The organism is Kribbella sp. NBC_00889, from assembly GCF_045207705.1.
GTDB lineage: Bacteria > Actinomycetota > Actinomycetes > Propionibacteriales > Kribbellaceae > Kribbella.
The window spans coordinates 770877-797072 of the sequence record NZ_CP108783.1; the positions used below are offsets into that span (position 1 = coordinate 770877).

Genomic DNA, 26196 nt, shown 5'->3' on the forward strand with positions numbered 1-26196 from the left:
GGATGGACCAGGTCGAGGAGGTGTTCCGGGAGGAGCGCGGCCGGTTGCTGGCGGCGCTCGCCCGGCGCTTCGGCGACCTCGACCTGGCCGAGGAGGTCACCTCCGAGGCGATCGAAGCGGCGCTGGTGCGGTGGCCGGTCGACGGAGTCCCGCCGAACCCCGGCGGCTGGCTGATGACCACCGCGCGGCGCAAGGCGGTCGACCGGTTGCGGCGCGACCAGGTGTACGCCGCCAAGCTCGCCGTACTGCAGGTCGAGGCCGACCGCGCCGACCCGGTCCCGTCAGCGGATGGCGGGCTACCGGATGAGCGGCTCGAGCTGTTCTTCACCTGTGCGCATCCGGCCCTGGCCGCCGAGGACCGCGGTGCGCTGACGCTGCGCTGCCTCGCCGGGCTGAGTACGCCGGAGGTCGCGCGAGCGTTCCTCGTGCCGACCGCGACGATGGCGAAGCGGATCGTCCGGGCGAAGACGAAGATCCGCGAGGCCCGCATCCCGTTCCGGGTGCCAGGCCCGGACGAACTGCCGGAGCGGCTGCCTGGAGTGCTGCAGGTGATCTACTCGGTGTTCACCGAGGGGTACGCCGCCAGCTCCGGCCCGTTCCTGCAACGGCTTGACCTGGCCGAGGAGGCGATCCGGCTGGCCCGGATCCTGCACCGTCTGCTTCCGGCCGAGCGCGAGGTCACCGGCCTGCTGGCCCTCATGCTGCTGGTTCACGCCCGCCGGGACGCGCGCAGCGACCCCGCCGGCGAACTCGTCCTGCTCGAAGACCAGGACCGCAGCCGGTGGGATCGCGAGATGATCGCCGAGGGCAGGGAGTTGGTGGTTGCCGCGCTCACCGGCGGCCCGGCTGGACCGTACGCCGTCCAGGCCGCGATCGCCGCCCTGCACGACGAGGCGGGTGACTTCGCCGGCACGGACTGGCCGCAGATCGTCGCCCTGTACGACGTCCTGATCGCGATCGACCCGTCTCCGGTGGTCGCGCTCAACCGCGCCGCCGCGGTCGCGATGCGCGACGGCGCCGAGGCAGGTCTGGCCCTCCTCGACGAGCTGTCCGACGCGCCACGCTTGCAGAAGTACCACCCCTACGCGCTGGCCCGCGCCGACCTCCTGCACCGGCTCAACCGGTTGCCGGAGGCAATGATTGCGTACAGGCAGGCGCTCGAGCTGGCCGGGTCGGAACCCGAACGGACTCATATCCGTGATCGTCTCGACGACTGTCGGCGGGCAGTGCAAGACTCATCGGCATGACGACGGTCTTCGAGGCTGCGGGTGGGACAGAGGGAATTCTCCGGCTGGCGCACGCTTGGCATGAGCGAGTGATGGCGGACGAGGTCGTGAGCCACGCGTTCAGTCACGGGTTCCGCCCGGATCACACCGAGCGGCTGGCGGCGTACTGGAGCGAGGCGCTGGGCGGGCCGGCGTCGTACTCCGGGATCTACGGCGACGAGACGTCAGTCGTCCGGATCCACAGCGGGAACGGCGAGCACGACGAGATGAACCGCCGGGCGGTCGACTGCTTCGACGAGGCGCTGCGCGATGCGGGCCTCGCCGCGGACGATCGTCTGCGCGGGGTGCTGCACGACTACTTCGCGTGGGCGACCTGGAACACGATGTATCACCACTCCACCAACGAAGTGGCCGAAGGCATGAGCATTCCGCGCTGGTCCTGGGACGGTCTGGAGGGGCCGTGACCGACCGCCTCGCGAGGATCGCCCGGGGCTGGGACGAGGCGGCCGCCGGCTACGAGGTGTACTTCGTTCCGCGCTTCGCGCCTTGGGTGAGGACGGCGGTCGACGCGGTGGGCGACGTACCCGACGGCCCGATCCTCGTGCCGTGCTGCGGCACGTTCCCCGAGCTCGACCTGCTCGCCCCACGCTTTCCCGGGCGGAGGATCGTCGGCATCGACCTGTCGGCGGGGATGGTGCGGCTGGCGCGCGAACGCGCAGCCCGGCTGCCGGACGCCGACGTCGAGCTCGTCCAGGGTGACGCCGCGACTCTCGATCCACGCTGGTTGGGCTTCTGTGCAGCCGTCGTTTCGGTCTTCGGCCTGCAGCAACTGCCGGATCCGCGATCCGCTATCGCCTCGTGGTACGACGCACTTCGCCCGGGCGGCCGCTTGTGCGTCGTCTACTGGCCCGATGTCGCTGAGGAAACCGGGCCGTTCGCCCTCCTGGACTCGGTCGTCGGAGACAACGCCGGACGTCCCTGGGAAGACGAACTCGTCCCGGCGCTCGCCGGCGCGGAGATCGAGCGCGACGAGATGGTCTCCCACCCGATGACCCACCCGGACGCGGCGACGTACTTCGATGCGGTTCACCGCGCCGGGCCGCTGCGCGCACTCGCGCTGGCGCACGGCGACGACTACATGGCGGAGCTACGGATGCAGTACCTCGAGCGAGCACCCGTGGGTGAGTGGACCCACCATCCCAGCGCCCGGCTGATCGTGGTCAGGAGGCCGCCGAGTCGTGCGGCGGGAGTGCCACCGACTTCGGGATGATCTCCAGCGCCGGGTCGTGCGGGACAGCCGGGTCGCCGTCGACGATGACGTGCGCGCGGGAACGGGTCTCCTGGTCGGCGAAGTGATCGCGCTCCCAGCGCATCCAGTCCAGCCAGTGGTCGCGCAGGGCCTCGCCGTCGCGGGCGATGCCACGGTCCAGCCGGACCTCGTTCGAGGTCTCGACCCACAACCGCAGCGACTGCCAGCGGTCGGCGTCGCGGTCGCACGAGGTGACGCCCTCGACCACGAGCAGTTCGACCGTGACCGGTACGACGTGGAGTTCGGCGTACGCACCGAGGTCCCAGTCGTAGCGGCGGTACCGGCCCTCGCGGCCGTCGGCGATCCGCTGCAGGACGTGGTCGCGGAGCAGGCCGAACCCGCGGACGGCTCCGGTCCAGCCGTCGTACAGGTCGTCCATGTGGATGATGCCGGTGCGCAGCCCGCGGGCCTCGGCCCGGGCCTGGATCTTCGCGGCGAGGCCGGTCTTGCCGGAGCCGGCCGGTCCGTCGATGCCGATCAGCCGGGTCCGGCCGAGCCGGGGTGGTGCGGCCTGGACGTTGTCCAGCAGAGCGTCGATGGTCAGGGGGGTCCCGTGGTCAGCGGGGTGGTCAGTTGATTCCATGGCGCTTCAGGATGTCCTCGATCTCGTCGAACTCCGACGATTCCTGCTGCTTCGCCTTCGACCCCTTGGCCGGCTTGGCAGCTTTGGCGGGAGCGGCCGACGCGGGTGCGGGACCCGTGGCGGTCAGCTCACCCGCGGGCGAGGCGGGCTTCTTCTCGGCCTTGGGTGCCTTGACTGTGTCGCCACGCCGGCCCTTGGCCACGCCGGAGACGACGTACAGCACGACCGAGACACCGAACAGCGCGACCCCGGACCACACCGTGGGGGAGAAGATCAGGTGCGTGACCCAGCTGACGGTCGACCGGACCACGTCCCAGACGAGCTCCAGCAGGCCGGTCAGGTAGAGCGACACCGGCAACAGGGACCAGGCCACTCCACGCGTCCCGGCCGCCGCCCCGCGGCGCCGCCAGGCGGTCCACGAGCCGATCAGGCCGAGCAGGGTCAGGCCCACACAGAACGGCAGCAGCGTCAGATCGTTGAAGTCAGGCACATACCCAGGCTCGCACAGTCCGGCGCGGAACCAAGAGGGGAAGAGCCCTGACACCACCCTGAAACCCCGCTCCGGACCCCCAGCACTCACCAACTGCGGTGCCACCGCCCTCGGCACGCTCAAATCGGCGTCGCGGACCCTGGTCCGGGCCCGGTTGATGAGTGGTGGAGGTCCGGCGGGGACAATGACGGGGTGCAGCCTCCGAAACGCCGACTGGCCTTCACCGGGTTCGACAACGACGACGGGTCGGCCGACCCCGCGCTGGCTCGCGCGCTCGCGGAGCGTGACCAGGGGGCGACCCTGGCGGCGCTGACGAGGGCACGGCTGCTGGTGCCCGTGGTGGCGATGCTCGGCGAGGTCGAGTACGACGAGAACGGGCTGGCACATGACAAGACCTCGGACATGGCGGTTGCGCTGCTGCAGGGACAGGACGGTCGCAACGCACTGCTCGCCTTCACAGGCACCGAGAGCCTGACCCGGTGGAGCCCGGACGCCCGGCCGATGCCCGCGCAGGCCCAACTGGTCGCGACTGCGGCGATCCAGGAAGGGGCCGCCGCGATCGTCCTCGACATCGCCGGTCCCGCGACCGGAGTGATCGAGACCGACGACGTACGGCGCTTGGCCGCCGGCCTCCAGGTGGTACGCCTGGAAGACGGCGGCTTCGCATGGATCGAATCAGCCGACAGCTGAGCTGAGCGCGTCCATCGGCTTCGAGCGGAGCGCGATCCGGCCGGTGATCGCGGTGGTCGGCAGCACCAGTAGGAGGATCACGGCAACCCAGGCGAGCAGGATCCAGGCCGGACCGGACGGGATCGGCCAGCCGCGGGTCGCGACCGCGATCGGTAGCACGGTGAACGCCGCCGCGATGAGCCCGAGGACGAGACCGAGTGCCGCGATCACGAGACCTTCGAGGGTCAGCATCCGGCTGACCTGCCGCCGGGTCGAGCCGGTCAGCCGTTGCAGCCCGAACTCCCGCCGCCGGTCCAGGACCGCGACCGCGATCGTGTTGATCGACGCGATCGCCGTGTAGGCGACGGCGATCCCGGCCAGCAGGTACCCGATCCAGGCGTCGACCCCGAGGCCGGCGTCGTACCCGGAGGCCAGCAGATCCCGGCCGCCGACGCTCGATCCCGGCCACTCCGACAGGACCATCGACTTCGTCGTGGCCTCCTTGTCGTGAGTCTTGAGGAGCAGCTGGCTGGGGAGTCCGGTCGTGGTGTGCGAGGCCAGCAGTGCGGCGGGCAGCAGGATCGACTCGTAGCCGGACGGGCCCTTCGCGAGGGCGACCACCTTGAGCTTCACCAGAGCGTCGTCGCCCAGCCGCACCCCGATCTCCGATCCCACGTCGACCTTCAGCTTCTTCGCCGTACCGGGCGGCAGCGCCACGGTGTCGCCGGTCAGGTCGTCGAGCGAACCCTTCGTGACCTCTCCCTTGTAGACCGGTCCGCTCAGACCGAGCAGTGGCCAGGCATCACTGGTGTGCGAGCTGTCGTACGGCTCCTCGATCCAGCCCTTGCTGCGGACCAGTTCGGACACCGCGGTGACACCGGGCAGAGACCGCGCACTGTCGGTCAGCGAGGCGGGGATCCCACCGGACGTGCTGGTCACGACCACATCCGCGGCCAGGTTGTCCGTGTACGCCTCGACGGCCGCCTTCTGCTGGGTGGTCTGCGCGTAGATGTTGCCGAGAGCAATGGTCGTGGCGATCGTGATCGGGATCAGGATCGCGGCGAACTGGACGGCCCGGACCCGCAGGTTGATCACCGCGAGAACTCCGCTGGTCCCGCGCTTCTCGATCAGCGCGGTGAGCCGTGGCACGAGTGCCCGCTGGATCACCAGTGGTGCAAGGATCGCGACCGCGATGGATCCGGTCAGACCCGCCGGCCCGCCGATCGCCGCAGCGTTGGTGGGACTCATGAAGAGCGTGGACATCGCGATCGACACCGTCACTCCCGCGAACACCGCGCCGATGATCAACCGGACGCGTCCCAGTGCGACCTCCGGTACGGCGGCCTCTGCCAGCGCCTGGATCGGCCGGATCCGAGCCGCGCGTCCGGCGGCGAAGCCGACCGTGATCCGCAGTACGGCGAAGGTCAGCAGAGCCGCACCCGCGAACGGCAGCGGGCCCTGGTCGAACCGCAGTTGCGACGGCACGATCCCGCCATCGGCCAGCATCCCGAAGATCCAGTCACCGGCGAACCGGCCGCAGAGCAGTCCGAGGACCAGGCCGATCACCCCGACCACCATCGTCTCGGCGATCACCATCTTGCCGACCTGCCGCGGCGTCGCGCCGCTGGCCCGCAGCAGTGCGAGTTCGCGCCGGCGTTGCCGGACCGACAGCCCGATCGTGGCCGAGATCACGAGTGCCATCACCACGGCCACCATCCCACCGAAGACGCCGGACATGATGATCAGCGGAAGACTGGTCGCGATCCCGCTGTACTCCGCGACGCCCCGGTCGTCTCCGGCATACGCTCGTACGCCGTCCGGAAGCTCGAGGCGCTTCGCCAGGTCAGGCGCCGAGGTCCCACCTGCAGGGAACACGCCGATCGCGTCGACTCCAGGAGCCAGTTGGGCCGCGTCCGCATCGGCGAAGAACACCGACGGTACGTCGACCTGACGTTGAGCGGCCGCGATTCCGGCCAGGGTGAAGGTCTGTGGCCGGCCGTTGACGGTCACGCTGATCCGGTCGCCGGGCTTGGACGTGCCGGCCAGGCGTTGATCGAGCACGACCTGACCCGTGTGCGGCGCCTGACCCGCGGTCAGTTGGTACGGCGTCAGGGCCGCGGACGCCCAACCATGTCCGGTGAGTGCATCCGTGCCGGGAGTGATCACGGCCGGGAACGAGCGATCCGCGATCGCCTGCGGGACTCCCGGCGTACCGGCGAGCTTGTCCGCCAGGTCGGCGTCGACGCGGTGGCGCTCGGGGAACGCGGCCGAGCCGGAACCGTTGGGCGGGTGGTACGCCGGGTCGCCGGTGACGACGACGGGCGCGGCGGCGAGGCGCTGGGGCGGGGCGTTGAGCCGGAGGCCGGTCTCGAGCAGGCCGCCGGCTGCGCTGAGCAGGGCACCGCCGAGCAAGACGGCGACGAGGATGGCGAGGAAGGCAGCGGTCCGGTACCGCAGGGTGGTGATGGCGAGGCGGATCATGATTCAGGTCTCCGACGGTGAGTAGCGGCCGGCGCTGAGGTGGGCGAGCTCCGCGGCGACGGCCTCTGGGGTGGGGTGGACGGTCTCCGAGGCGATCCGGCCGTCGACCAGGAAGACGACGCGGTCGGCGTACGACGCCGCGACCGGGTCGTGGGTGACCATCACGACGGTCTGCCCGAGTGCGCGGGCCTGGTCGCGGAGGAGTGCGAGGACGTCGAGTGCGGTGACCGTGTCCAGCGCGCCGGTCGGCTCGTCCGCGAACGTGATCGCGGCGCGTCCGGCCAGTGCCCGGGCGATCGCGACCCGTTGCTGCTGACCACCGGACAGCTCGCTCGGCCGGTGCCGGGTGCGGTCACCGAGTCCGACCCGCCGGATCACCTCGGACACCCATGCCTCGTCCGGCGACTTCCCGGCCAGCATGAGCGGCAGTACGACGTTCTGCCGGACGGTGAGGGCCGGCATCAGGTTGAAGGACTGGAAGACGAAGGCCACGTGCTCGCGCCGCAGCTCGGTCAGGGCGGTCTCGTCCAGGCCGCGCAAAGATCGTCCGGTCAGATGTACGTCGCCGGACGTCGGAGCGTCGAGGCCGGCGGCGCAGTGCAGCAGCGTGCTCTTGCCGGAGCCGGACGGGCCCATCACCGCGGTGAAGGTGCCGGCCTCGAAGCCGTAGGTGACACCGCCCAGCGCGGTGACCGCGCCGGGACCGGTGCCGTACACCTTGCGGACGTCGGTGAGCTGGACCGGGGCGCTCATCGGGTGACCAGCACATCGGTCTGGCGGTAGTAGGACTCGTTGGTCCACCACACGACGGCGACGACCAGGCCGAGGCCGATGTCCGACCACAGCCACCACGGCCAGTCGAAGTGACCGAAGGCCGCCAGTACGACCCAGATCACGAACTGTACGACGCAGGTGAGCAGCCAGACGGCGCTGACCGCTCGCAGCGCGACGGTGAGACCGCGGGGCGGGAGCGCGTCGGCGATGCCGTCGAAGACCTGGTGGAGGTCGCCGCGAGTGCGGGCCTCGAGCAACAGGTCCTGCCGGTCGCCGGCCTGCGGCGGGGTCTTCCGGACGGCCCGGTCGAGCTTGGCGACGGCCGTACGTCGGTCGTCCTCGCTCAGGTCGACCTGGTCCGGCAGCAGCAGCGGTTCGAGCATGGTGTTCATCGGAGGATTCCTTTCGAGGGTTGTCCTGACGGGGTTGTCTGGACGTCAAACAGCGTATGGGTTGAACAGTTTTGTCCGCCCGGTGCTCAGGACCCGTTTCAGGGGTGGTGCTAGCACCCCTCTGGGCCGGGGCCGTGATGCGCGAAGATGGAGGGCATGACCGAGGACCGCGGGGAGTTGCCGCCGGGGCTCGCCCTGTCCTGGGGTGTGCAGCCGGTGCAGCGGCGCGGGCCGAAGCCGGCGTTGTCGGTCGAGCAGATCGTGGCGACCGGGATCGAGTTCGGCGACAGTCACGGGTTCGAGGCGGTGTCGCTACAGCGAATCGCGGCCCGGCTCGGCGTCAGTACGAACGCGATGTACCGCTACGTGCGGTCGAAGGACGAGCTGATCGTGCTGGTCCAGGACAAGGCTGTCGGCCCGCCGCCTGAGCTGCCGTCCGGCTGGCGGGAGGCCGCGACCGCGTGGGTCACCGCGCAGGTCGATCTGTACGCCGAGCGCCCCTGGCTGCTCGACATCCCGATCCGCGGCGCGCCCGTGACGCCGAACGTCATGCGCTGGATGGAGGCGATGCTCCAAGCCCTCGACGGCACTGGACTCAGTCAGCACGACATGCTCGGCTGCTTGATGCTCCTGGACGGATTCGCCCGCAACTACGGCGTTCTCGCCCGGCAGCTCGGGGCCGCCGTGGACACGCCCGTCCAGGCCGAGCAGGTCGGCGAGTTCCTGGTCCCGCGGCTGATGGAGGGTGGCTACCCGATGCTGACCGCGCTCTACACCAATCAGGAGTACGAGGACGGCCTCGACGACGACCTGGAGTTCGGGCTGACCCGGATCCTGGACGGGATCGAGGTCCTGATCAACCGCGAGTCCTAAGGCAGGACGATCCGGACCGGACCGTTGGCGCGCGCGGCGACCCACTGCCGGTGGAATTCGCTGCCGGGGGCAACTTCCGGACGACGGTGCGGCTCCGTGCGCAGGTTGGCCGGTGCGGTGAGCGTGCTGGTCGCCGGTTGCGCCTGTACGCCGTTCGCCCGTACCTCGGCGATCAGGTCCGCCAGGGCCTGTGCGGCCGGCTTCCGCTGGTGGTCGACGCTGAACAGACCCAGGTCGTACTCGCGTTCCGGGAAGTCGAGCAGCCTGCGGTCGATGTCGTGTGAGGACCACCAGGTCACGCCCCACAGCGCCGGGTTCTGGATGACCAGTTCGACCGTCCGCCGGGTGAACTCGGCCTGAAGGTCCACCGGGATGTCCGGCCCGGGTACGCCGATCTCCTGCAGCCACACGGGTCGTCGCGGATCGAGCGAGGTCGCCGCGGCCAACTCGACCAGGTAGTCCGCGTGGCTGAGTGTGGCCGGCCCGAGGGGACCGTCCACTCGTGAGACCCCGTTGAAAACCCACGAGTGGACAGTGCTCAGGTCACCCAGCTCCACGACATCAACGGGGTGGAACGGGTGGTCGGCCTTGTACCAGGCGTCGTCGAAGACCGAGTGCAGCGCGAGTACGTCGGGTGCCGCCTTCTTCAGCGTGGTCAGCAGGTCCTGCGCCCAGCCGGTCGAGGTCTCCGCTGTGGTCGCGCTGTCCGGCCAGAGATTGTTGACCTCGTTCCCGAGCGTGATCGCGAAGACGTTCGGCCGGGTCGCGATCGCGCGGGCGACGGTGTCGACGTACGTCGTCAGGCCGTCGCGGACCGCGGGATCGGAGAACAGGCTGGTCCTGTGCCAGGTGAGGACCCATGACGGGAGGAAGTCGAAGCTGGACAGGTGGCCCTGGATCAGGTCGACCGCCACGGTCAGCCCGTGCTCGGCGGCGGCGTCGATCGTGTCCAGGAGATCCTCGATCGCCTGCTCACGGATGATCGCCCGGTTCGGCTGGATCCACGGCCAGACCGGGAACACCCGGACATGGTCCAGCCCGATCCCGGCCAGATCCGCGAAGTCCCGCCGTACCGCGTCGCCGTCGTAGTCGAGCCAGCTGTAGAACCACCCGGCCGACGGAACGTGGTTCGCACCGAACCGGGGCGTGACGGGATCCGAGAGCATGCCGAGGATGCTAAATCGGTTTAGGGTGTTGCGGCAACCGCCCATGCCGCGCCCGTCTGGTGGGTTGACCCATCGGAGTGTGGGTTCGCCCATGTGGTGCGGTGGGTGAACCCGCCGTTTGGTGGGTCAACCCACCAGACGGGCCGGGGGAGCGGTGGACTCGCGGACGGTGAGGACCGGGTCGGCGGTGCGGCGGTTGATGATCCGGGTGGGGTCGGCGATGACCTCGAGCAGTACCTCGGCCGCCTGCCGGCCGAACTCGAAGGTGTCGCGGGACAGCGCGGTCAGGGCCGGATGCATCAACTGGGTCAGGATCGAATCGTCGAAGGCCACGATGGACAGGTCGCCGGGCACCGAGACGCCCATCTCCATCGCCACCCCGAGGCCGGCCACCGCCATCACGTCGCTGTCGTAGACGATCGCGGTCGGCCGGCTCGCCTGGGACAGCAGCTTGCGGGTCGTCGCCGCGCCTTCGGCGTCACTGAAGTCCGTGGTCAGCGACGGCGCATCGACCAGGCCGAGCCGGGGCGCCGCGTCCCGGACGGCCTTGATCCGGCGCACGGTGTGCTGGAAGAGCGGCGTACCGGCGACGTGGGCGATCCGGCGATGGCCGAGGGCGGCCAGGTACTCCACGATCGACAGCATCGCGTCCCGGTCGTCGGCCCAGACCGAGGCGAGCGCGCCCTTGCCGCCGCGTCCGCCGATCACCACGGCCGGCAGCTCGAGCGCCTTCAGCTCGTCGATCCGCGGGTCCTTGACCTTCAGGTCGACCAGGATCACGCCGTCGACCCGGTGCTCCGAGGACCACCGGCGGTACACCTCGATCTCGGTCGCGGTGTCCTCGACGATCAGCAACTGCAGCGAGATCGACTCCGCGGACAGGCCGGACTGCACGCCGGACAGCAGGTGCGCGAAGAACGGCTCCACGCCGAGCGTGCGGGCCGGCCGGGCGATCACCATCCCGACCGAGTCGACCCGGGACGCGCCGAGCGCCCGCGCCGCGCTGTGCGGCCGCCAGCTCATCTGTTCGGCGATCTTCAGGATCCGCTCCCGGGTCGCGTCGCTGACCCCCGGCCGCCCGTTCAGCGCGAACGACACCGCCCCCTTGGACACACCCGCGCGGATCGCGATGTCGGCGATCGTCGGTCTGGCCACGTGGTACCTCCCTTTCGAGGGTGACTCGGGACTCTGCGCCCTGCGCGGCGCTCGGCGGGCACATCGCTGCGTTGGAGGATGAGGCACGGAGAAACCCACTCCGCGCCTCATCCTCCGCCTTGCGCTGCACTCCGCCGAGCACCTGCTCGCTACGGCGCAGAGTCCCGAGTCACCCTCTTCCCTTGACAGCGGATTCTACGATCCCGGATAGTGCAGGAGCTATACCGGTTTATCAAACCCAGGAGAATCCATGCGTAGAGGTCGTCTGGCTCCGGTGGCAGCTCTTGCCGCCGCGGCTCTCACTCTGGCCGGTTGTGGCCTCGGCTCGTCCGGCGACTCCGGCAGTAGCGGCGCCAAGCCGACCGTCGACGCCAATGCCCAGGTGACCGGCGATGTGAGTTTCCAGACCTGGGCCCTGAAGCCGAAGTTCACGTCGTACGTCGAAGGTGTGATCAAGGCGTTCGAGGCGAAGTACCCGGGCACCAAGGTGACCTGGCTGGACCAGCCGGGCGACGGCTACGACAAGAAGGTGCTGAGCCAGGCGTCGGCCGGGCAGTTGCCGGACGTCACCAACCTCCCGCCGGACTTCGCGCTCTCGCTGGCCAAGCAGAACATGCTGCTCGACGTCGCGGCCGCCGACCCGAAGATCAAGGACGAGTACGTCGAGGGCGGCGTCCAAGCGTACCAGTACCAGGGCATGGACGGCACGTTCGGCTACCCGTGGTACCTGAACACCGACATCGACTACTGGAACGCGACCAAGTTCGCCGCGGCCGGGCTCGATGTGAAGAACCCGCCGAAGACCTTCGACGAACTGCTCGCGGCCGCCAAGGTGATGCACGACAAGACCGGCGGCAAGGAGTACCTGATGAGCCGGCTGCCCGGCATCGGTGACTTCACCAACGCCGGCGTGAAGATCCTGTCCGACGACGGCACGAAGTTCGTCTTCAACACCCCGGAGGCCGCCGCGCTGCTGGACAAGTACCGCGACGCCTACAAGGCCGGCTACCTGCCCCGCGACATCCTGACCCAGGAGTACCTCGGCAACTCCAAGCTCTTCACCCAGGGCAAGGTCGCCTGGACCACCGGCGGCGGCAACGCGATCCAGGACTTCCAGAAGGACAACCCGTCCCTGAAGGGCAAGGTCGTCCCATCGCCCGCGCTGGACACCCCGCCGCTGTACGTGCAGGGCCTCTCGGTGTCGGCCAAGACCAAGAACCAGGCGGCCGCGATCGCGCTGGCCCGCTTCGTCACCAACGCCGAGAACCAGGCCGCGTTCGCCAAGATCGTGAACATCTTCCCGTCGACCAAGGCATCCGCGTCCGACCCGTACTTCTCGAAGAGTGACGGTACGCCGGAGAGCGACGCCAAGGTGCTCGCGTTCGAGTCGCTGGCCAAGGCGAAGGTGCTGCAGCCGCCGGTGATCAGCGGCGCGACCAACGACTTCATCGGTCAGCAGATCTCGCTCGCGATCGCCGGCAAGATGTCGTCGCAGGCGGCCCTCGACGCGGCGGTGGCGAAGGCCAACCAGCTTCTGACGCAGTAATGCGGTACAACCGTTGGTTCACCCCGTGGGTGCTGGTGATTCCAGCACTCGCGTGGTTGCTGGTGTTCAACCTGTGGCCGTCGATCAACACCGTCATCCTGTCGTTCACCAACGCCAGGCCGATCGGCGGCGGCACCTTCGTCGGGCTGAAGAACTTCGAGACCCTGCTGCACGACGAGCAGTTGCGGTGGGCGTTGCTGAACAGCGTCATCTACATGGTGGTGTGCCTGCCGTTCCTGACCGTCTTCCCGCTGCTGCTCGCCGTACTGGTGGAGAAGAAGCTGCCCGGGATCACGTTCTTCCGGACTGCTTTCTACACGCCGGTGGTGGCCTCGGCCGTGGTGGTGGCGCTGATCTGGCAGTGGATCCTGGACGATCGTGGTCTGGTCAACGGACTGGCCGAGAAGCTCGGGGTCATCTCCGGTCCGTTGCCGTTCCTGTCCGACCAGTGGCTGTTGTTGCTCAGCGCAATCAGTCTGACGATCTGGAAGGGGCTCGGGTACTACATGATCATCTACCTGGCAGCCCTAGGGAACGTCGGGCGCGAGCTGCACGAGGCGGCCGCGGTCGACGGAGCGGGGCCGGTCCGCCGGTTCTTCTATGTGACGGTCCCGGGGGTGCGCGGGACGATGATCCTGATCTCGATCCTCATCTCGGTGTCGGCGCTGCGGGTGTTCTCGGAGTTGTTCATCCTCAGTGGTGGCAAGGGCGGTCCGGGTGGCCGGGACAACTCGGTCGTGATGCTGATCCAGCAGTACAGCCAGGGATTCGAGGGCAACCTCGGGTACGCGTCGGCGCTGTCGATCGTGCTGTTCTTCGTCACCGTCGTACCGATGCTGGTGCTGGCCCGCCTGAACCGTCGAGGAGCGGAAGCATGACCACAGTGACTGATCCGGTGCGACCTGTGGTCAAGGAGTCTTCGGGTCCTCCGGCCGGCCGCCGTCGCGGATCCTTCGGGTTCAACACCGTCTCGCCGCGGGAGAAAGTGGTCCGGTACCTGCTGCTCGTGTTCGTGCTGCTGATCACGATCGGGCCGTTCCTGTGGCAGCTGTCCACGTCGCTGAAGGGATCCGGGGAAGACATCTACACCCGGATCCCGAAGCTGCTGCCGGCCCAGCCGACGTTCGACCACTACAAGGCCGTGACCGACACGATCCCGGTCTGGGACTACGCCCGGAACTCGCTGGTCGTCGCCGTACTCGTGGTCGGCGGCAACGTCCTCGGTGCGTCGCTGGCCGGCTTCGCGTTGTCCCGGCTGCAGTTCCGCGGCCGCAAGCTGGTGCTCGGGCTGTTCCTGGCCACGCTCGTACTGCCGGGTGAGGTCACGATCATCTCGCAGTACGTGACGGTGCGGGAGTTCGGGCTGGCGAACACGCTGTTCGGCGTCGCGCTGCCCGGCATGATCGGCGCGCTGAACGTGCTGCTGATGTACAACGCGTTCCGGTCGCTGCCGATCGAGGTCGATCACGCCGCGATCGTGGACGGCGCGAACGCGTGGCAGCGGTTCGTCTACATCGGGCTGCCGTCGGTGCGCGGAACCATCAGCGTGGTGGCGATCTTCGCGTTCATCGGCGCGTGGGACGACTTCCTCTGGCCGCTGATCGTGCTCACCGACCCGGACAAGTACACCCTGACCGTCGGACTGCAGTACCTGTCCGGCACCTTCAGCAACAACCCCCGCCTCATCGCCGCGGGCACGATGATCGCCTTCATCCCGATCGTGATCGTCTTCGCAACCCTCCAACGCTTCTTCTTCAAGGGCGTAGAAGAAGGCGCCGTCAAGGGCTGACCCGGCTCGCCCGGCCCGCCCGGCTCTGCGGGATTGGTCACGTTGTGCACGAGATCCGTACGGCGGCGGCTCCGGCGTACGGATCCGGTGCAGAATGTCGGTTCCTGGCCGGAGGCGACGCCGCCGATGCCCCCACCGGACTGCTGAACTTGTTCAGCACGATTGGGTAGGGCGTAGCGCATCTGAGGGAGTACTTCCATGAGACCAGTCCGTATCGGTGCCCAGGTGGCACCGCAGCGCGCCGAGTACGCCGCGATCCGCCGGGCCGCCGCCGAGGTCGAGGACCTGGGCGCGGACATCCTGTTCACCTGGGACCACTTCTTCCCGCTGGGCAAGGTGGCCGAGGGCAAGCACTTCGAAGGCTGGACGATTCTCGCCGCGTGGGCCGAGCAGACCTCCCGGATCGACCTCGGGGTTCTGGTCAGCTGCAACGCCTACCGCAATCCCGACTTGCTGGCGGACATGGCCAGGACCGTCGACCACATCAGCGGTGGGCGGGTCGTGGTCGGGATCGGTGCCGGCTTCAAGGAACGCGAGTTCCTCGAGTACGGGTACGAGTTCCCGTCCCCCGGGCGCCGGGTGGCCGGACTCGCCGAGGCCCTGCCGCGGATCGAGAAGCGCCTCGCCACGCTGAACCCGCCGCCGATCGGCCGGATGCCGATCCTGATCGCCGGTGGTGGCGAGCAGAAGATGCTTCGCGTCGTGGCCCGGCACGCCGACATCTGGAACACCTTCGCCGAGGGCGAGGACCTGGTGCGAAAGCTCGGTCTGCTCGACCGGTACTGCGCCGAGATCGGCCGCGACCCGTCGACGATCGAGCGGTCCGTCCATGTCGGCGGCGACCCGTGGCAGGTCGGTCCGCCCCTCCGTGAGCTCGGCGTCAGCCTGTTCACGGTCTCCACCAGCGGGCCCGACTACGACCTCGACACCATCCGCCGCTGGATCGCCTGGCGCGACGAGCAGAACGCCTGACATTGAGCATCGGCACGCGTGTCTGAGCGGATGCCGCCGCGCGGATCTGGGGGCCATCACAATGCGCGGTTCAGAGCGGTGTGCCGCGGGGGTGGTCGCGGCGGCGGGGATTGTGATGGCCCTGGGGTTCGGGGCCCCGGCGGTCAGCGCCGGGCGGCGGTGGGGCGGACCTCGCCGGTGTACTTCTCGCCGGGGCCTTGGCCGGGGGCGTCGGGGATCGAGCTGGCTTCTTTGAAGGCGAGTTGCAGGGAGCGGAGGCCGTCGCGGAGGGGGGCGGCGTGGTGGTGGCCGAGGCTGGGGGCCGAGGCGTCGAGGAGGCCGGCCAGGGCGTCGATGAGGGAACGGGCCTCGTCGAGGTCCTTGTGGTCGGGGAGGTCTTCGGCGAGGCCGAGGTTGACGGCGGCGGCGCTCATCAGGTGGAGGGCAGCGGTCGAGATGATCTCCACGCTGGGTACGTCGGCGATGTCGCGCGATACCGTCGACAGCGGGTCGGGCGTGGGGCCGGACTGCGAAGTGGCACCTGAGTCGGTCATGCTGCTACTCTTACACGGCGACCGACCTGGTCCGATGGTGACCCCTGAGCGGAATACTCGGGGCGATCCAGAGGTTCAAGTCTAAGCGGAGGGCCACCTCCCACCCAGTCGATGAACAGTCGGCGGGTCCCGGTCACGCTGAGAGATTCTGGAGGACATCCGGAGAATCGAAGCAATCGTACGGCGTACCACCCGGAGGGGTTGGGGCGTCGTCGATCTGGGAATTGGGCCTTCGTGTGATCGCACGAGGGCCCTTTGTCGTTCCCGGGCTCCCGGCGCGATCACGAGGTGGCACACAAACGAGCACAACCCAGGAGGACCCATCACCATTGAACTGCGCGTCAACGAGCGCATCCGCGTTCCCGAGGTGCGACTGGTCGGACCGAACGGTGAGCAGGTAGGCATCGTCCGGATCGAGGACGCACTTCGGCTGGCACAGGAGGCAGACCTCGACCTGGTCGAGGTCGCTGCGACCGCCCGGCCTCCGGTCTGCAAGCTGATGGATTTCGGCAAGTACAAGTACGAGACCGCGCAGAAGGCGCGCGAGTCCCGCCGGAACCAGACCAACACGGTCATCAAAGAGATGAAGCTGCGGCCGAAGATCGACCCGCACGACTACGAGACCAAGAAGGGTCACGTCGTCCGGTTCCTGCGTGCCGGGGACAAGGTCAAGATCACCATCATGTTCCGCGGACGTGAGCAGTCCCGTCCCGAGCTCGGCTTCCGGCTGCTGCAGCGGCTGGCCGAGGACGTGAGCGAGCTCGGCTTCGTCGAGTCCTCGCCGCGCCAGGACGGCCGGAACATGATCATGGTGCTCGGACCGCACAAGAAGAAGTCCGAGGCGCGCGTGGACGTGGAAGCCGACAAGGCGAAGAAGCAGGCCGAGCGTGACGCCGAGCACGAAGCGGAGCGCGCCGAGCGTGCCGAGCAGGTTCAGGCCCACGAGGCCGAGCGCGCCGCCGGTTCCACGAAGAAGCCGAAGGGTCCGGCAGACAACCTCGACCCGGAGTGACGAGACGCTCCGGCCGCCCGTCGGGACTGCCGGAGCACCGTCCACCGAAGATCGAGTCAACGAAAGAAAATCAGGAGCAGAACAGCCATGCCGAAGATGAAGACCCACTCGGGGATGAAGAAGCGTGTCCGGGTCACGGGCTCAGGCAAGATCCGCCGCGAGCAGACCGGTATCCGCCACCTCGCCGAGGCGAAGTCGTCCAAGCGCAAGCGCCGTCTGAGCGGCACCGTCGAGGTCGCACCGTCGTACGCGAAGAAGGCCAAGAAGCTCCTCGGCATCTGAGCACCGCCCTTCCCCCCGAACATCCCCGCCGAGTGGGCCCAGTCCGTCTCCGGCGCAGAAATACAAGGAGTAACACCTCATGGCACGCGTGAAGCGGGCAGTCAACGCCCACAAGAAGCGCCGGGTCGTACTCGAGCAGGCCAGCGGTTACCGCGGCCAGCGCTCGCGGCTGTACCGCAAGGCCAAGGAGCAGGTCACCCACTCGCTCGTCTACGCCTACCGTGACCGCAAGGCGCGCAAGGGCGACTTCCGCAAGCTGTGGATCCAGCGGATCAACGCTGCGGTCCGGGCCGAGGACCTCACCTACAACCGGTTCATCCAGGGCCTGCGGCTGGCCGAGGTCGAGGTGGACCGCAAGATCCTCGCCGACCTGGCCGTCAACGACCCGGCCGCGTTCTCCGCGCTGGTGCAGGTGGCCAAGGCCGCCCTGCCGGCCGACGTGAACGCGCCGAAGAGCGACGCCGCGGCCTGATCCACCACCCTTCTCAAGTAGCACTCGAGTGGCGAGCCCTGGTCTGCTGACCGCACAGTCCGTGCGGATCAAGCAGGCCCGGCGGCTCGCCACACGTGCGTTCCGGCGCAAGTCCGGCCGGTTCCTGGTGGAGGGCCCGCAGGCAGTCCGCGAGGCGCTCGAGCACCGCGAACTCGTCCTCGAGGTGTACGCCGAACCGGACGTCGCCACCCGGCATCGCGATCTGCGCGACCTGGCCGGCGCCGCGGGCGTCGCGTGGTTCGAGGTCAACCGGGCCGCCATCGAAGCCCTCAGCGAGACGGTCACCTCGCAAGGCGTGGTCGCCGTCTGCTCGCTGGTGAACGTCCAGTTGGAGCTGGGACCCACCACGAAGCTGGTCGCGGCCGGCGTCCAGGTCCGTGACCCCGGCAACGTCGGCACCTTGATCCGTACGGCGGACGCAGCCGGAGCGGATGCCGTCGTACTGTCGTCGGAGTCCGTCGACCCGCACAACCCGAAGGCGGTCCGGGCCAGCGTCGGCAGCATCTTCCACGTGCCGATCACCACCGACGTCGACATCCACGAAGCCGTCAAAGCCTGGCGCGATCACGGCCTGCAGGTGCTGGCAGCCGACGGGTACGGCGCCAGCGACCTGGACACCTGTATCGACGACGGCACGCTCGCCAAGCCCACCGTCTGGCTGTTCGGCAACGAGGCGCACGGACTGCCCGACGGGTTCGACGCGATCGTCGACCGCTCGGTGAAGGTCCCGATCTACGGCCGGGCCGAGTCGCTCAACCTCGCGACCGCCGCGGCCGTCTGCCTCTACGCGTCGGCCCGCGCCCAGCGGCGTACCGCTACTTCGTGACGCGGGTCGCGAGGCCGTCGAGGAGAGCGTCGAGGCCGAAGACGAAGTTCTCGGTGAGGCTGGAGTCGAGACCGAGCGAGGTCCGGCGGCGGACCGACTTCTGCATCTCCGGATACTCACTGGCCACCGTCTGGGCCTGTTCCAGCATCTCGCTGACCCAGGTCTCCTCGGACCTGCCGGACTTGCGGACCATCTCGCGGGTGGCGACCTCGGCGTTGACCGTGCCGAGGACGTACGACATCACGCTGCTCATCGCCAGGTCGATCTCGTGGTCGGCGAAGCCGCCCGCCTCGAACAGCACCAGGCCGCGGGACCCGAGCGACATCGCGTTCGGTCCGAGGCTCGGCCGGGTGTACATCACCTCGGGCAGCCACGGGTGCCGCAGCACCGCGGACCGCAGGCTGTGCCCGAACAGCAGCGCCCCGCTCCGCCACCCGGCCAGCTCCGGCTCGGGGACGTCGATCTCGCCCCACACCTCGTCGATGAGCAGGTCGACCAGGTCGTCCTTGGTCGGCACGTGCCAGTACAGGCTGGTCGCGCCGGCATCGAGCCTGGCGGCCAGCTTGCGCATGCTCAGCCCGGTCACGCCTTCGGAGTCCAGGATCGCCATGGCGGTCTTCACGATCTGCTCCCGGCTGAGCGTCTCGCGCGGCGGTGCCTTGCGTTCCCGGGTCCAGATCGGCTCCTTCATGTGGCCATCCTACGCAGGACTCGCACACCGTACGAGCTTGTCGTACAGTGTGCGAGTGACTAGTACACCGTTCGAGTCCACCGCGACCGGTCATCCGCGACGTTGGTGGATCCTGATGATCCTCTGCTTGTGCCTGCTGGTGCTCGTCGTCGACAACACCGTGCTCAACCTGGCGATCCCCTCGCTGATGCGGGATCTCGAGGCGACACCGGCGGACATCCAATGGGTGATCGACGCCTACATCCTGGCGTTCGCCGGCCTGCTGCTGACCGCGGGCAGCCTGTCCGACCGGTTCGGCCGGCGGAAGATGCTGCTGCTCGGCCTCGCACTGTTCGGCGCGGCGTCGGTCCTGGCCACGCTGGCCGAGACGCCGTGGCAGCTGATCGCCTGCCGCGGGCTGATGGGTGTCGGCGGGGCACTGTTGATGCCGAGCACGCTGTCGCTGCTGTTCACGGTGTTCCCGCCGGAGGAGCAGCGCAAGGCGATGGCCGGCTGGTCGATGGTCGCGATGGTCGGTGTGGTCGCCGGTCCGACTGTCGGCGGCGTGCTGCTGAACCACTTCTGGTGGGGCTCGATCTTCCTGCTGAACGTGCCGATCGCGATCCTGGCGATCATCGGCACCGTCGCTCTGATCCCCGAGTCGCGCGGACCGGCCCGGGACGTCGACCCGGCCGGTGCGGTGCTGTCGATCATCGGCATGGCCGCCGTCGTCTGGGCGATCATCTCGATCCCGGCCGACGGGATCGGCTCGGCGAAGGTGCTGGGTGGGCTGGCGGTCGGTGTGATCGGTCTGGCCGGGTTCGCGCTGTGGGAGAAGCGAAGTGAGCACCCGATGGTGCCGCTCGCGCTCTTCCGGGACCGCAACTTCAGCGGCACGAGCTTCTCGATCGTGCTGTTGTCCTTCACCGCCGGCGGACTGCTGCTCGCGCTGACGCAGTACCTGCAATTCGTCCTCGGCTACTCCCCACTGAAGGCCGGCCTCGCGCTGATCCCGTACGCCGTTGCGGCCACGGTGTTCAACGGTCTGGGGGCGACCCTGGGCAAGAAGCTGGCGGACCGGACGCTGATCGTGATCGGTCTGGCGGTCATCGCCGGGAGCTTCGGCATCCTCACCCAGGTGTCCGACTCGACCGGTTACGGCCTGCTGATCGTCGGGCTGCTGGTCATGGGTGTCGGCGGTGGTCTGGCCGGACCCGCGGCGTACACGCTGCTGATGTCGGCGGTCCCGGCGGACCACCGCGGCGTCGGTTCGGCCATGAACGACACGGTCCAGCAGACCGGTGCCGCGCTGTCGGTCGCCGTACTGGGCAGTGTCCTGGCGGCCGCCTACTCTTCGTCCCTGCCGGACTCGGTCCCGGAGCAGGCCCGAACGTCGATCGCGGACACGATCGCACTGGGGCCGGACTTCCTGGACGCCGCACGCACCGCCTTCACCAAGGCCATGTCGATCTCGATGACGGTCGGCTGGATCGGCGCCCTGGCCGGTGCCGTGGTCGCGTTGCTTGCCCTGCCCAAGCGCCGGAGCGACAACGCGCCTGAGGAGCCGGTGCCGGCAGCGACCGCCGACACACCTTCCTGATCCCGATACCCCGCCCCGGCGCTCCAGCGCCGGGGCGGGTCGCCGCTGGATGGACAGCCGATTCACGCTTGGCGGGTCAAGGTTCCTAGACTGCAATCCGCAGAAGTTCCGAATCGAGAGCGAGCCATGTCCGGTCCCAACACTGATTACGACCCGGTCGAAGTGACGCCGTTGCACGCCGAAGAGGTGGAGCGGACCCGCGACGAGGCCCTGAAGGCCTTTACCGAGGCGGCCGATCTGGCCGCCCTGCAGGACGCGAAGGGCGCGCATCTGGGAGAGAAGTCGCCGATCGCGCTTGCCAACCGGGAGATCGGCGCGCTGCCGCCGCAGGCCCGCAAGGAGGCCGGGCAGCGGATCGGTGCGGCCCGGAAGGCGATCAACGAGGCGTTCGCCGGCCGGCTCGCCGTACTGGAGGCCGAGCACGAGGAGCGGATGCTCGCCACCGAGCGGGTCGACGCGACGCTGCCCTGGCACACCCCGGAGCTCGGCGCCCGGCACCCGTTGTCGCTGATCTCGGAGCAGGTCGCCGACGTGTTCACTTCGCTCGGCTGGGACGTCGCCGAAGGCCCCGAGGTCGAGGCCGAGTGGCTGAACTTCGACGCACTGAACTTCCAGCCGGACCACCCGGCCCGGCAGATGCAGGACACCTTCTTCGTCGAGCCGGCCGGATCGGGCAAGGTGCTGCGGACCCACACGTCCCCGGTGCAGGCTCGGTCGATGCTGACCCGCAAGCCGCCGATCTACGTGATCTGCCCGGGCCGCGTGTTCCGCACCGACGAGCTGGACGCGACGCACACGCCGGTCTTCTACCAGGTCGAGGGCCTGGTGGTGGACGAGGGCATCACGCTCGCGCACCTGAAGGGCACGCTCGACCACTTCGTCGTCTCGATGTTCGGCGAGGGCCTGGAGGCCCGGCTGCGGCCGAACTTCTTCCCGTTCACCGAGCCGTCGGCCGAGGTGGACCTGAAGTGCTTCGTCTGCCGCGGCGCGTCCGTCGGCAACCCGGACCGCCCGTGCCGCACCTGTGGCAGCGAGGGCTGGATCGAGTGGGGCGGCTGCGGCGTGGTGAACCCGCGCGTCCTGCAGGCCTGCGGCATCGACACCGACCGGTACTCCGGTTTCGCGTTCGGGATGGGCCTGGAGCGGACGCTGATGTTCCGCAACGGGGTCGAGGACATGCGGGACATGGTCGAGGGCGACGTGCGGTTCAGCCGCCAGTTCGGGATGGAGATCTGATGCGGGTCCCACTGTCATGGCTTCGTGAGTACGTCGACCTCCCGGCCGAGGTCACCGGCCGCGATGTCGGGGAGAAGCTGATCCGGGCCGGCCTCGAGGTCGAGACCGTCGAGGAGTCGGACCTGACCGGGCCACTGGTCGTCGGCAAGGTGCTGACGTACGAGGACGAGCCGCAGAAGAACGGCAAGACGATCCGCTGGTGCTCGCTCGACATCGGCAAGGACGAGCCGCAGTGGGTCGTCTGCGGTGCGAACAACTTCGAGGTCGGCGACCTGGTGGTCGTCGTACTGCCGGGTGCGGTGCTGCCGGGCGGGTTCGCGATCTCCGCGCGGAAGACCTACGGCCATGTCTCCAGCGGCATGATCTGCTCCAGCTCGGAGCTCGGTCTCGGTGACGACGGCACGCACGGCATCGTCGTCCTGGAGCCGGGTGAGGCCGTGCCGGGTGACGACGCGATCGAGTTGCTGGCCCTGCGCGACGACGTACTCGACATCGCGGTCACGCCGGACCGGGGCTACTGCCTGTCCATCCGTGGCGTCGCGCGCGAGGCGGCCACGGCGTACGGCGTGGAGCTCAAGGATCCGGCCGGTCTCACGCTGACCGGCTCGGGACAGGGCGGCTACCCGGTGCGGGTGGACGATGCCGAGGCGTGCAGCGTGTTCGTCACGCGCACGGTGACCGGTATCGACCCGAAGGCGCTGTCGCCGCGCTGGATGCAGAAGCGGCTGCTCGCGTCCGGGATGCGGCCGATCTCGATCGGCGTCGACATCACCAACTACGTGATGCTCGAGCTCGGTCAGCCGATCCACGGCTACGACAAGGCCCGGCTGAGCGGCGAGATCGTCGTACGCCGGGCGACCGCCGGCGAGAAGCTGATGACGCTGGACGACCAGACCCGCGAGCTGGACGCCGAGGACCTGCTGATCACCGACGACTCGGGCCCGATCGGCGTCGCCGGGGTGATGGGTGGTGCGTCCACCGAGATCTCCGACGCCACCACCGATGTGGTGATCGAGGCCGCGCACTTCCACCCGATCGTGATCGCCCGCGCGTCGCGACGGCACAAGTTGTCGTCCGAGGCGTCCCGGCGGTTCGAGCGCGAGGTCGACCCGCTGCTGCCGCGGTACGCCGCCCAGCGCGTCGCCGATCTGCTCGCCGACCTGGCCGGCGGCACGATCGAGGCCGACGAGACCGTCGTCGACACGCACGCACTCCCGGAGCCGACCACCATCCGCGCCGACCACTCGGCCCGGGTGGCCGGAGCCCCGATCACCATCGAGGAAACCCTGCGCCACCTGCGCTCGGTCGGCTGCACTGTCGAGCCGGCCCCTGCAGATGCCGTGCCGGCTCCGCTTGCGGCGGGAGTGCACGTCGCGGCGATCGAGAAGGCCGGGGACGACTTGTTGAGTGTGACGCCGCCGTCGTGGCGGCCGGATCTGCATGATCCGAACGACTTCGCCGAGGAAGTCATCCGCCTGTTCGGCTACGACAACGTGCCGTCGATCCTGCCAGCCGCGCCGGGCGGTCAGGGTCTGACCGTGGCGCAGCGCCGTCGCCGCCGGGTCGCCACCGCGCTGGTCGGTGCCGGCCTGACCGAGGTCGTGTCCTACCCGTTCACCGGTGCGGCGGACTTCGACGCGATGGGTCTGCCCGCCGACGACCCACGTCGTACGACGGTCAAGCTGGTCAACCCGATATCCGACGAAGAGCCGTCGATGCAGACCATGCTGCTGGCGACGCTGCTGCGGACCGCCGAGCGCAACGTCGGCCGTGGCGCCACCGACCTGGCCATCTTCCAGACCGGTCTGGTGTTCCTGCCGAAGCGCGAGTCGAAGCCGGCGCCGCTGCTGCCGGTCGAGCATCGCCCGAGCGACGCCGAGATCCAGACCCTGAACGACGCGCTCCCGGACCAGCCGCTGCACGTCGGTGTCGTGCTGACCGGTTCGCGGACGCCGACGGGTTGGTGGGGGAAGGGTCAGCCGGTCGGCTGGGCCGACGCCGTCCAGCTCGCCCGGACCATCGCAGCGGCCGTCGGTGTCGAGCCGAAGGTCCGCAACGGCGAGCAGGCACCGTGGCACCCGGGCCGGTGCGCGGAGTTCTCCGTCGATGGCAAGGTCGTCGGTCATGCCGGTGAGCTGCATCCGAAGGTGTGCCAGGCATTCGGGCTGCCCGCGCGGTCGAGTGCGGTCGAGCTCGACCTCGAGGCCCTGATCACGGCCGGCCCGGCGTCGATCGCGGCGCACCCGTTCTCGTCGTACCCGGTGGCCAAGGAGGATGTGGCGCTGATCGTCCCGGCCGACGTGGCCGCGGCGGAGGTCGAGGCGGCGCTGGTCGAGGGCGCCGGCGAGTTGCTGGAGTCGGTCCGGCTGTTCGACCTGTACACCGGCGAGCAGATCGGCGAGGGCAAGAAGTCGCTCGCGTTCGCGCTGCGCTTCCGGGCGGCGGACCGGACGCTGAAGGAGAACGAGGTGGCCGACGCGCGGCAGGCCGCGGTCCAGGTCGCCGTCGATCGCTTCGGCGCCGTCCAGCGGGTCGGCTAGTCATATGGCCGGGCGGGGGCACCCGCGGGTGGCGGTCGCCGCGCCCAACCTGGCGGCGGCCGAGGCGGGGGTCCGGGTCGCGGCCGAAGGTGGCAACGCGGTGGATGCCGCGATCGCGGCCACCCTGGTGACGATGGTGAACGAGATCGGCGTGGTCTCGCCGGCCTCGGGCGGCTTCGTCACCCTGCAGGTCGCCGGCGGCGATGCCGTCACCATCGACGGCTGGGTGGAGATGCCCGGCCGCGGTCTGCCCGCCGAGCGGTTCGGCCAGGGCGTCTGGGACGTCACCACCGACTACGGCGGCGGGACGACGACCACCGTCGGCCACGGGTCGGTCGCGACCCCCGGCGGGATGAAGGCACTTGATCTGGCCCACCGGCGCTCCGGCAAGGCGCCCTGGCGTGAGGTCGTCCAGCCCGCGATCGATGTCGCCCGCGACGGGTTCCCGCTGAGCCGGACCTCGGGCTACTACCTCGGCTTCACCCACGAGATCATCTTCGGCTGGCACCACCCGAGCCATCGGGTCGTGCACGAGGAAGACGGTTCGGTGATCAAGGCCGGCACCACGTTGGTGATCCCCGAGCTGGCCGAAGCGCTCGAACTGATCGCCCGCGACGGCGCCGAGACCATGTACACCGGTGAGCTCGCCCAGCTGCTGATCCACGACATGGCCGAGAACGACGGCATCCTGACCGCCGAGGACCTGGCGGCGTACGAGGCCGTCGTACGTCCAGCGCTGATGGTCCGGCAGAACGGGTGGCGGCTGGCGACCAACCCGCCGCCGGCCGTCGGGGGAGTCGCAGTCGCCGCGATGCTCGCGCTGCTGGACGGCGTACCCGCGGACGGCAGCTGGAACCAGTCCGAGCTCGAGCGGCTCGTCGAGGTGCAGCACGCCGTACTCGGGCAACGGCTCGCAGAGCTCGACGGGGAGGACCTGCGGCAGCTGGAGAGCAAGAAGCTGCTGGACCTCGCTGCGGCTGGTGACCTGCGTGCGCTGAGCTCACCCAGTACGGCGACCGTCTCGGTGGTCGACGACGAAGGCGATGCCTGCGCGATCACGGTCTCGTCCGGCTACGGATCGGGCGTACTGACGCCGGGCACCGGTATCTGGCTGAACAACGCGCTCGGTGAGCAGGAGCTGCTCCACGGCGGACCGCACAGCCTGGCGCCCGGGACACGGCTGACCTCCAACATGGCCCCGAGCGTGGCCCGCCGCGACAGCGACGGTGCGGTGCTCGCGATCAGCTCACCCGGATCGGACCGGATCCCGACCGCGCTGGCGCAGGTGTACGCGCTCTACACGCACGGCGGCCTGCCGCTGGCCGACGCGGTCGAGCATCCGCGGCTGCACGTGCGGGTCCGGCAGGACGTGGTGGTCGACTACGAGGACGACCTCCCGGTGTCCGGCACGACCTCGCTGCCGACCCGGCCGATGCCGCCGCACTCGATGTACTTCGGCGGTGTCGCGGCCGCGTTCTGGGATCCGGTCGACGGGCTGGTCGCGGTCGGCGATCCGCGGCGGACCGGCGGGGTCGCCATCTCGCCGCCGACCTGATCGCGTCATGAGTAAGGTCATCCC

Annotated in this window: 26 protein-coding genes; 17 read left to right on the forward strand and 9 right to left on the reverse strand. The window is 69.3% G+C overall.

What is annotated here, in order from left to right; translation table 11 throughout:
- Positions 1-2: 2 nt before the first annotated feature.
- Genes OG817_RS03950 through OG817_RS03960 form a run of 3 tightly spaced genes read left to right on the forward strand, consistent with a single transcriptional unit; the run spans position 3 to position 2496 of the window.
- Positions 3-1247: an RNA polymerase sigma factor gene (locus OG817_RS03950; protein WP_396397826.1), complete on the forward strand. Its 1245-nt coding sequence runs from the start codon at positions 3-5 to the stop codon at positions 1245-1247.
- On the forward strand, positions 1244-1690 hold the full coding sequence (locus tag OG817_RS03955) for a group II truncated hemoglobin (RefSeq protein WP_406052231.1): 447 nt from the start codon (positions 1244-1246) through the stop codon (positions 1688-1690). Before OG817_RS03950 ends, OG817_RS03955 begins: the two co-directional genes overlap by 4 nt.
- On the forward strand, positions 1687-2496 hold the full coding sequence (locus OG817_RS03960) for a class I SAM-dependent methyltransferase (protein WP_396397828.1): 810 nt from the start codon (positions 1687-1689) through the stop codon (positions 2494-2496). Before OG817_RS03955 ends, OG817_RS03960 begins: the two co-directional genes overlap by 4 nt.
- Here the strand turns inward: OG817_RS03960 and OG817_RS03965 are convergent.
- Both OG817_RS03965 and OG817_RS03970 read right to left on the reverse strand, forming a co-directional pair.
- On the reverse strand, positions 2447-3118 hold the full coding sequence (locus OG817_RS03965; protein WP_406052233.1) for a uridine kinase: 672 nt from the start codon (positions 3116-3118) through the stop codon (positions 2447-2449). The genes OG817_RS03960 and OG817_RS03965 overlap by 50 nt on opposite strands.
- Positions 3105-3608 (reverse strand): hypothetical protein, encoded by a 504-nt coding sequence (locus OG817_RS03970; protein WP_360444204.1) that lies wholly within the window; start codon positions 3606-3608, stop codon positions 3105-3107. Before OG817_RS03970 ends, OG817_RS03965 begins: the two co-directional genes overlap by 14 nt.
- A gap of 192 nt (positions 3609-3800) precedes the next feature.
- On the opposite strand from OG817_RS03970, the gene OG817_RS03975 reads away from it, so the two are divergent.
- Positions 3801-4298, forward strand: a complete 498-nt coding sequence (locus OG817_RS03975; protein ID WP_406052235.1) for an SseB family protein — start codon at positions 3801-3803, stop codon at positions 4296-4298.
- Here OG817_RS03975 and OG817_RS03980 read toward each other — a convergent pair.
- Genes OG817_RS03980 through OG817_RS03990 form a run of 3 tightly spaced genes read right to left on the reverse strand, consistent with a single transcriptional unit; the run spans position 4284 to position 7924 of the window.
- Positions 4284-6758, reverse strand: a complete 2475-nt coding sequence (locus OG817_RS03980; RefSeq protein ID WP_406052237.1) for an FtsX-like permease family protein — start codon at positions 6756-6758, stop codon at positions 4284-4286. The genes OG817_RS03975 and OG817_RS03980 overlap by 15 nt on opposite strands.
- 3 nt (positions 6759-6761) lie before the next feature.
- Positions 6762-7511 carry an ABC transporter ATP-binding protein gene (locus OG817_RS03985; protein WP_406052239.1) on the reverse strand — a complete coding sequence of 250 codons (750 nt, stop codon included), beginning with the start codon at positions 7509-7511 and terminating at the stop codon, positions 6762-6764.
- Positions 7508-7924: a hypothetical protein gene (locus tag OG817_RS03990; RefSeq protein ID WP_406052241.1), complete on the reverse strand. Its 417-nt coding sequence runs from the start codon at positions 7922-7924 to the stop codon at positions 7508-7510. The genes OG817_RS03985 and OG817_RS03990 overlap by 4 nt, the downstream gene beginning before the upstream one ends.
- A 156-nt stretch (positions 7925-8080) precedes the next feature.
- Between OG817_RS03990 and OG817_RS03995 the strand changes: the two genes are divergently transcribed.
- On the forward strand, positions 8081-8797 hold the full coding sequence (locus OG817_RS03995) for a TetR/AcrR family transcriptional regulator (protein WP_406052243.1): 717 nt from the start codon (positions 8081-8083) through the stop codon (positions 8795-8797).
- Here the strand turns inward: OG817_RS03995 and OG817_RS04000 are convergent.
- Both OG817_RS04000 and OG817_RS04005 read right to left on the reverse strand, forming a co-directional pair.
- Positions 8794-9963, reverse strand: a complete 1170-nt coding sequence (locus tag OG817_RS04000) for a glycosyl hydrolase (RefSeq protein WP_406052245.1) — start codon at positions 9961-9963, stop codon at positions 8794-8796. The two genes, OG817_RS03995 and OG817_RS04000, sit on opposite strands and share 4 nt — an antisense overlap.
- A gap of 126 nt (positions 9964-10089) precedes the next feature.
- Positions 10090-11118, reverse strand: coding sequence for a LacI family DNA-binding transcriptional regulator (locus OG817_RS04005; RefSeq protein ID WP_406052247.1), 1029 nt, complete (start codon positions 11116-11118; stop codon positions 10090-10092).
- A gap of 250 nt (positions 11119-11368) precedes the next feature.
- On the opposite strand from OG817_RS04005, the gene OG817_RS04010 reads away from it, so the two are divergent.
- The 4 genes from OG817_RS04010 to OG817_RS04025 all read left to right on the forward strand — a co-directional run bounded on the left by OG817_RS04010 (position 11369) and on the right by OG817_RS04025 (position 15425).
- Positions 11369-12664, forward strand: a complete 1296-nt coding sequence (locus OG817_RS04010; RefSeq protein ID WP_406052249.1) for an ABC transporter substrate-binding protein — start codon at positions 11369-11371, stop codon at positions 12662-12664.
- Positions 12664-13542, forward strand: a complete 879-nt coding sequence (locus tag OG817_RS04015; protein WP_131367120.1) for a carbohydrate ABC transporter permease — start codon at positions 12664-12666, stop codon at positions 13540-13542. The genes OG817_RS04010 and OG817_RS04015 overlap by 1 nt, the downstream gene beginning before the upstream one ends.
- Entirely contained in the window at positions 13539-14453 is a 915-nt protein-coding gene (locus tag OG817_RS04020; RefSeq protein WP_393396587.1) for a carbohydrate ABC transporter permease, read from the forward strand. The genes OG817_RS04015 and OG817_RS04020 overlap by 4 nt, the downstream gene beginning before the upstream one ends.
- A gap of 198 nt (positions 14454-14651) precedes the next feature.
- Positions 14652-15425 carry an LLM class F420-dependent oxidoreductase gene (locus OG817_RS04025; RefSeq protein WP_406052251.1) on the forward strand — a complete coding sequence of 258 codons (774 nt, stop codon included), beginning with the start codon at positions 14652-14654 and terminating at the stop codon, positions 15423-15425.
- Between the two features lie 143 nt (positions 15426-15568).
- On the opposite strand, the gene OG817_RS04030 is transcribed toward OG817_RS04025, so the two are convergent.
- Entirely contained in the window at positions 15569-15958 is a 390-nt protein-coding gene (locus OG817_RS04030) for a DUF1844 domain-containing protein (RefSeq protein ID WP_396397839.1), read from the reverse strand.
- Positions 15959-16238: 280 nt separating this feature from the next.
- Here OG817_RS04030 and infC point away from each other — a divergent pair, with 280 nt between their 5' ends.
- From infC to OG817_RS04050, 4 genes are all read left to right on the forward strand, one after another.
- Positions 16239-16970 carry a translation initiation factor IF-3 gene (gene infC / locus OG817_RS04035; RefSeq protein ID WP_396397861.1) on the forward strand — a complete coding sequence of 244 codons (732 nt, stop codon included), beginning with the start codon at positions 16239-16241 and terminating at the stop codon, positions 16968-16970.
- A gap of 87 nt (positions 16971-17057) precedes the next feature.
- Complete coding sequence (gene rpmI / locus OG817_RS04040; protein ID WP_131367115.1) at positions 17058-17252, forward strand: 50S ribosomal protein L35; 195 nt, start codon at positions 17058-17060, stop codon at positions 17250-17252.
- 79 nt (positions 17253-17331) lie between these two features.
- Positions 17332-17724 carry a 50S ribosomal protein L20 gene (rplT, locus tag OG817_RS04045; RefSeq protein ID WP_131367113.1) on the forward strand — a complete coding sequence of 131 codons (393 nt, stop codon included), beginning with the start codon at positions 17332-17334 and terminating at the stop codon, positions 17722-17724.
- A 28-nt stretch (positions 17725-17752) separates the two neighbouring features.
- A complete protein-coding gene (locus OG817_RS04050; RefSeq protein WP_393396594.1) occupies positions 17753-18571 on the forward strand; it encodes a TrmH family RNA methyltransferase in 819 nt (272 codons plus the stop codon).
- Here OG817_RS04050 and OG817_RS04055 read toward each other — a convergent pair.
- A complete protein-coding gene (locus OG817_RS04055) occupies positions 18561-19262 on the reverse strand; it encodes a TetR/AcrR family transcriptional regulator (RefSeq protein WP_396397841.1) in 702 nt (233 codons plus the stop codon). The genes OG817_RS04050 and OG817_RS04055 overlap by 11 nt on opposite strands.
- A gap of 55 nt (positions 19263-19317) precedes the next feature.
- Between OG817_RS04055 and OG817_RS04060 the strand changes: the two genes are divergently transcribed.
- The 4 genes from OG817_RS04060 to OG817_RS04075 all read left to right on the forward strand — a co-directional run bounded on the left by OG817_RS04060 (position 19318) and on the right by OG817_RS04075 (position 26172).
- The gene (locus tag OG817_RS04060; protein ID WP_406052255.1) at positions 19318-20841 is read left to right on the forward strand and encodes an MFS transporter; all 1524 of its coding nucleotides are present in this window, start codon (positions 19318-19320) and stop codon (positions 20839-20841) included.
- Positions 20842-20967: 126 nt separating this feature from the next.
- Entirely contained in the window at positions 20968-22077 is a 1110-nt protein-coding gene (gene pheS / locus OG817_RS04065) for a phenylalanine--tRNA ligase subunit alpha (protein ID WP_406052257.1), read from the forward strand.
- A complete protein-coding gene (locus tag OG817_RS04070; RefSeq protein ID WP_406052259.1) occupies positions 22077-24617 on the forward strand; it encodes a phenylalanine--tRNA ligase subunit beta in 2541 nt (846 codons plus the stop codon). Before pheS ends, OG817_RS04070 begins: the two co-directional genes overlap by 1 nt.
- A gap of 4 nt (positions 24618-24621) precedes the next feature.
- Positions 24622-26172, forward strand: a complete 1551-nt coding sequence (locus tag OG817_RS04075; RefSeq protein WP_406052261.1) for a gamma-glutamyltransferase — start codon at positions 24622-24624, stop codon at positions 26170-26172.
- Positions 26173-26196 lie beyond the last annotated feature (24 nt).

Bases quoted from the DNA above. Each gene is read 5' to 3' on its own strand.
- OG817_RS04015 (WP_131367120.1), top strand. From the start codon at position 12,664: ATGCGGTACAACCGTTGGTTCACCCCGTGGGTGCTGGTGATTCCAGCA.
- OG817_RS03995 (WP_406052243.1), top strand. From the start codon at position 8,081: ATGACCGAGGACCGCGGGGAGTTGCCGCCGGGGCTCGCCCTGTCCTGG.
- OG817_RS04075 (WP_406052261.1), top strand. From the start codon at position 24,622: ATGGCCGGGCGGGGGCACCCGCGGGTGGCGGTCGCCGCGCCCAACCTG.
- OG817_RS03955 (WP_406052231.1), top strand. From the start codon at position 1,244: ATGACGACGGTCTTCGAGGCTGCGGGTGGGACAGAGGGAATTCTCCGG.
- OG817_RS03950 (WP_396397826.1), top strand. From the start codon at position 3: ATGGACCAGGTCGAGGAGGTGTTCCGGGAGGAGCGCGGCCGGTTGCTG.
- pheS (WP_406052257.1), top strand. From the start codon at position 20,968: ATGTCCGGTCCCAACACTGATTACGACCCGGTCGAAGTGACGCCGTTG.
- rplT (WP_131367113.1), top strand. From the start codon at position 17,332: ATGGCACGCGTGAAGCGGGCAGTCAACGCCCACAAGAAGCGCCGGGTC.
- OG817_RS04025 (WP_406052251.1), top strand. From the start codon at position 14,652: ATGAGACCAGTCCGTATCGGTGCCCAGGTGGCACCGCAGCGCGCCGAG.
- OG817_RS03980 (WP_406052237.1), bottom strand. From the start codon at position 6,758: ATGATCCGCCTCGCCATCACCACCCTGCGGTACCGGACCGCTGCCTTC.
- OG817_RS04020 (WP_393396587.1), top strand. From the start codon at position 13,539: ATGACCACAGTGACTGATCCGGTGCGACCTGTGGTCAAGGAGTCTTCG.
- OG817_RS03985 (WP_406052239.1), bottom strand. From the start codon at position 7,511: ATGAGCGCCCCGGTCCAGCTCACCGACGTCCGCAAGGTGTACGGCACC.
- OG817_RS03990 (WP_406052241.1), bottom strand. From the start codon at position 7,924: ATGAACACCATGCTCGAACCGCTGCTGCTGCCGGACCAGGTCGACCTG.
- OG817_RS04070 (WP_406052259.1), top strand. From the start codon at position 22,077: ATGCGGGTCCCACTGTCATGGCTTCGTGAGTACGTCGACCTCCCGGCC.
- OG817_RS04030 (WP_396397839.1), bottom strand. From the start codon at position 15,958: ATGACCGACTCAGGTGCCACTTCGCAGTCCGGCCCCACGCCCGACCCG.
- OG817_RS04055 (WP_396397841.1), bottom strand. From the start codon at position 19,262: ATGAAGGAGCCGATCTGGACCCGGGAACGCAAGGCACCGCCGCGCGAG.
- OG817_RS04000 (WP_406052245.1), bottom strand. From the start codon at position 9,963: ATGCTCTCGGATCCCGTCACGCCCCGGTTCGGTGCGAACCACGTTCCG.
- rpmI (WP_131367115.1), top strand. From the start codon at position 17,058: ATGCCGAAGATGAAGACCCACTCGGGGATGAAGAAGCGTGTCCGGGTC.
- OG817_RS03965 (WP_406052233.1), bottom strand. From the start codon at position 3,118: ATGGAATCAACTGACCACCCCGCTGACCACGGGACCCCCCTGACCATC.
- OG817_RS04010 (WP_406052249.1), top strand. From the start codon at position 11,369: ATGCGTAGAGGTCGTCTGGCTCCGGTGGCAGCTCTTGCCGCCGCGGCT.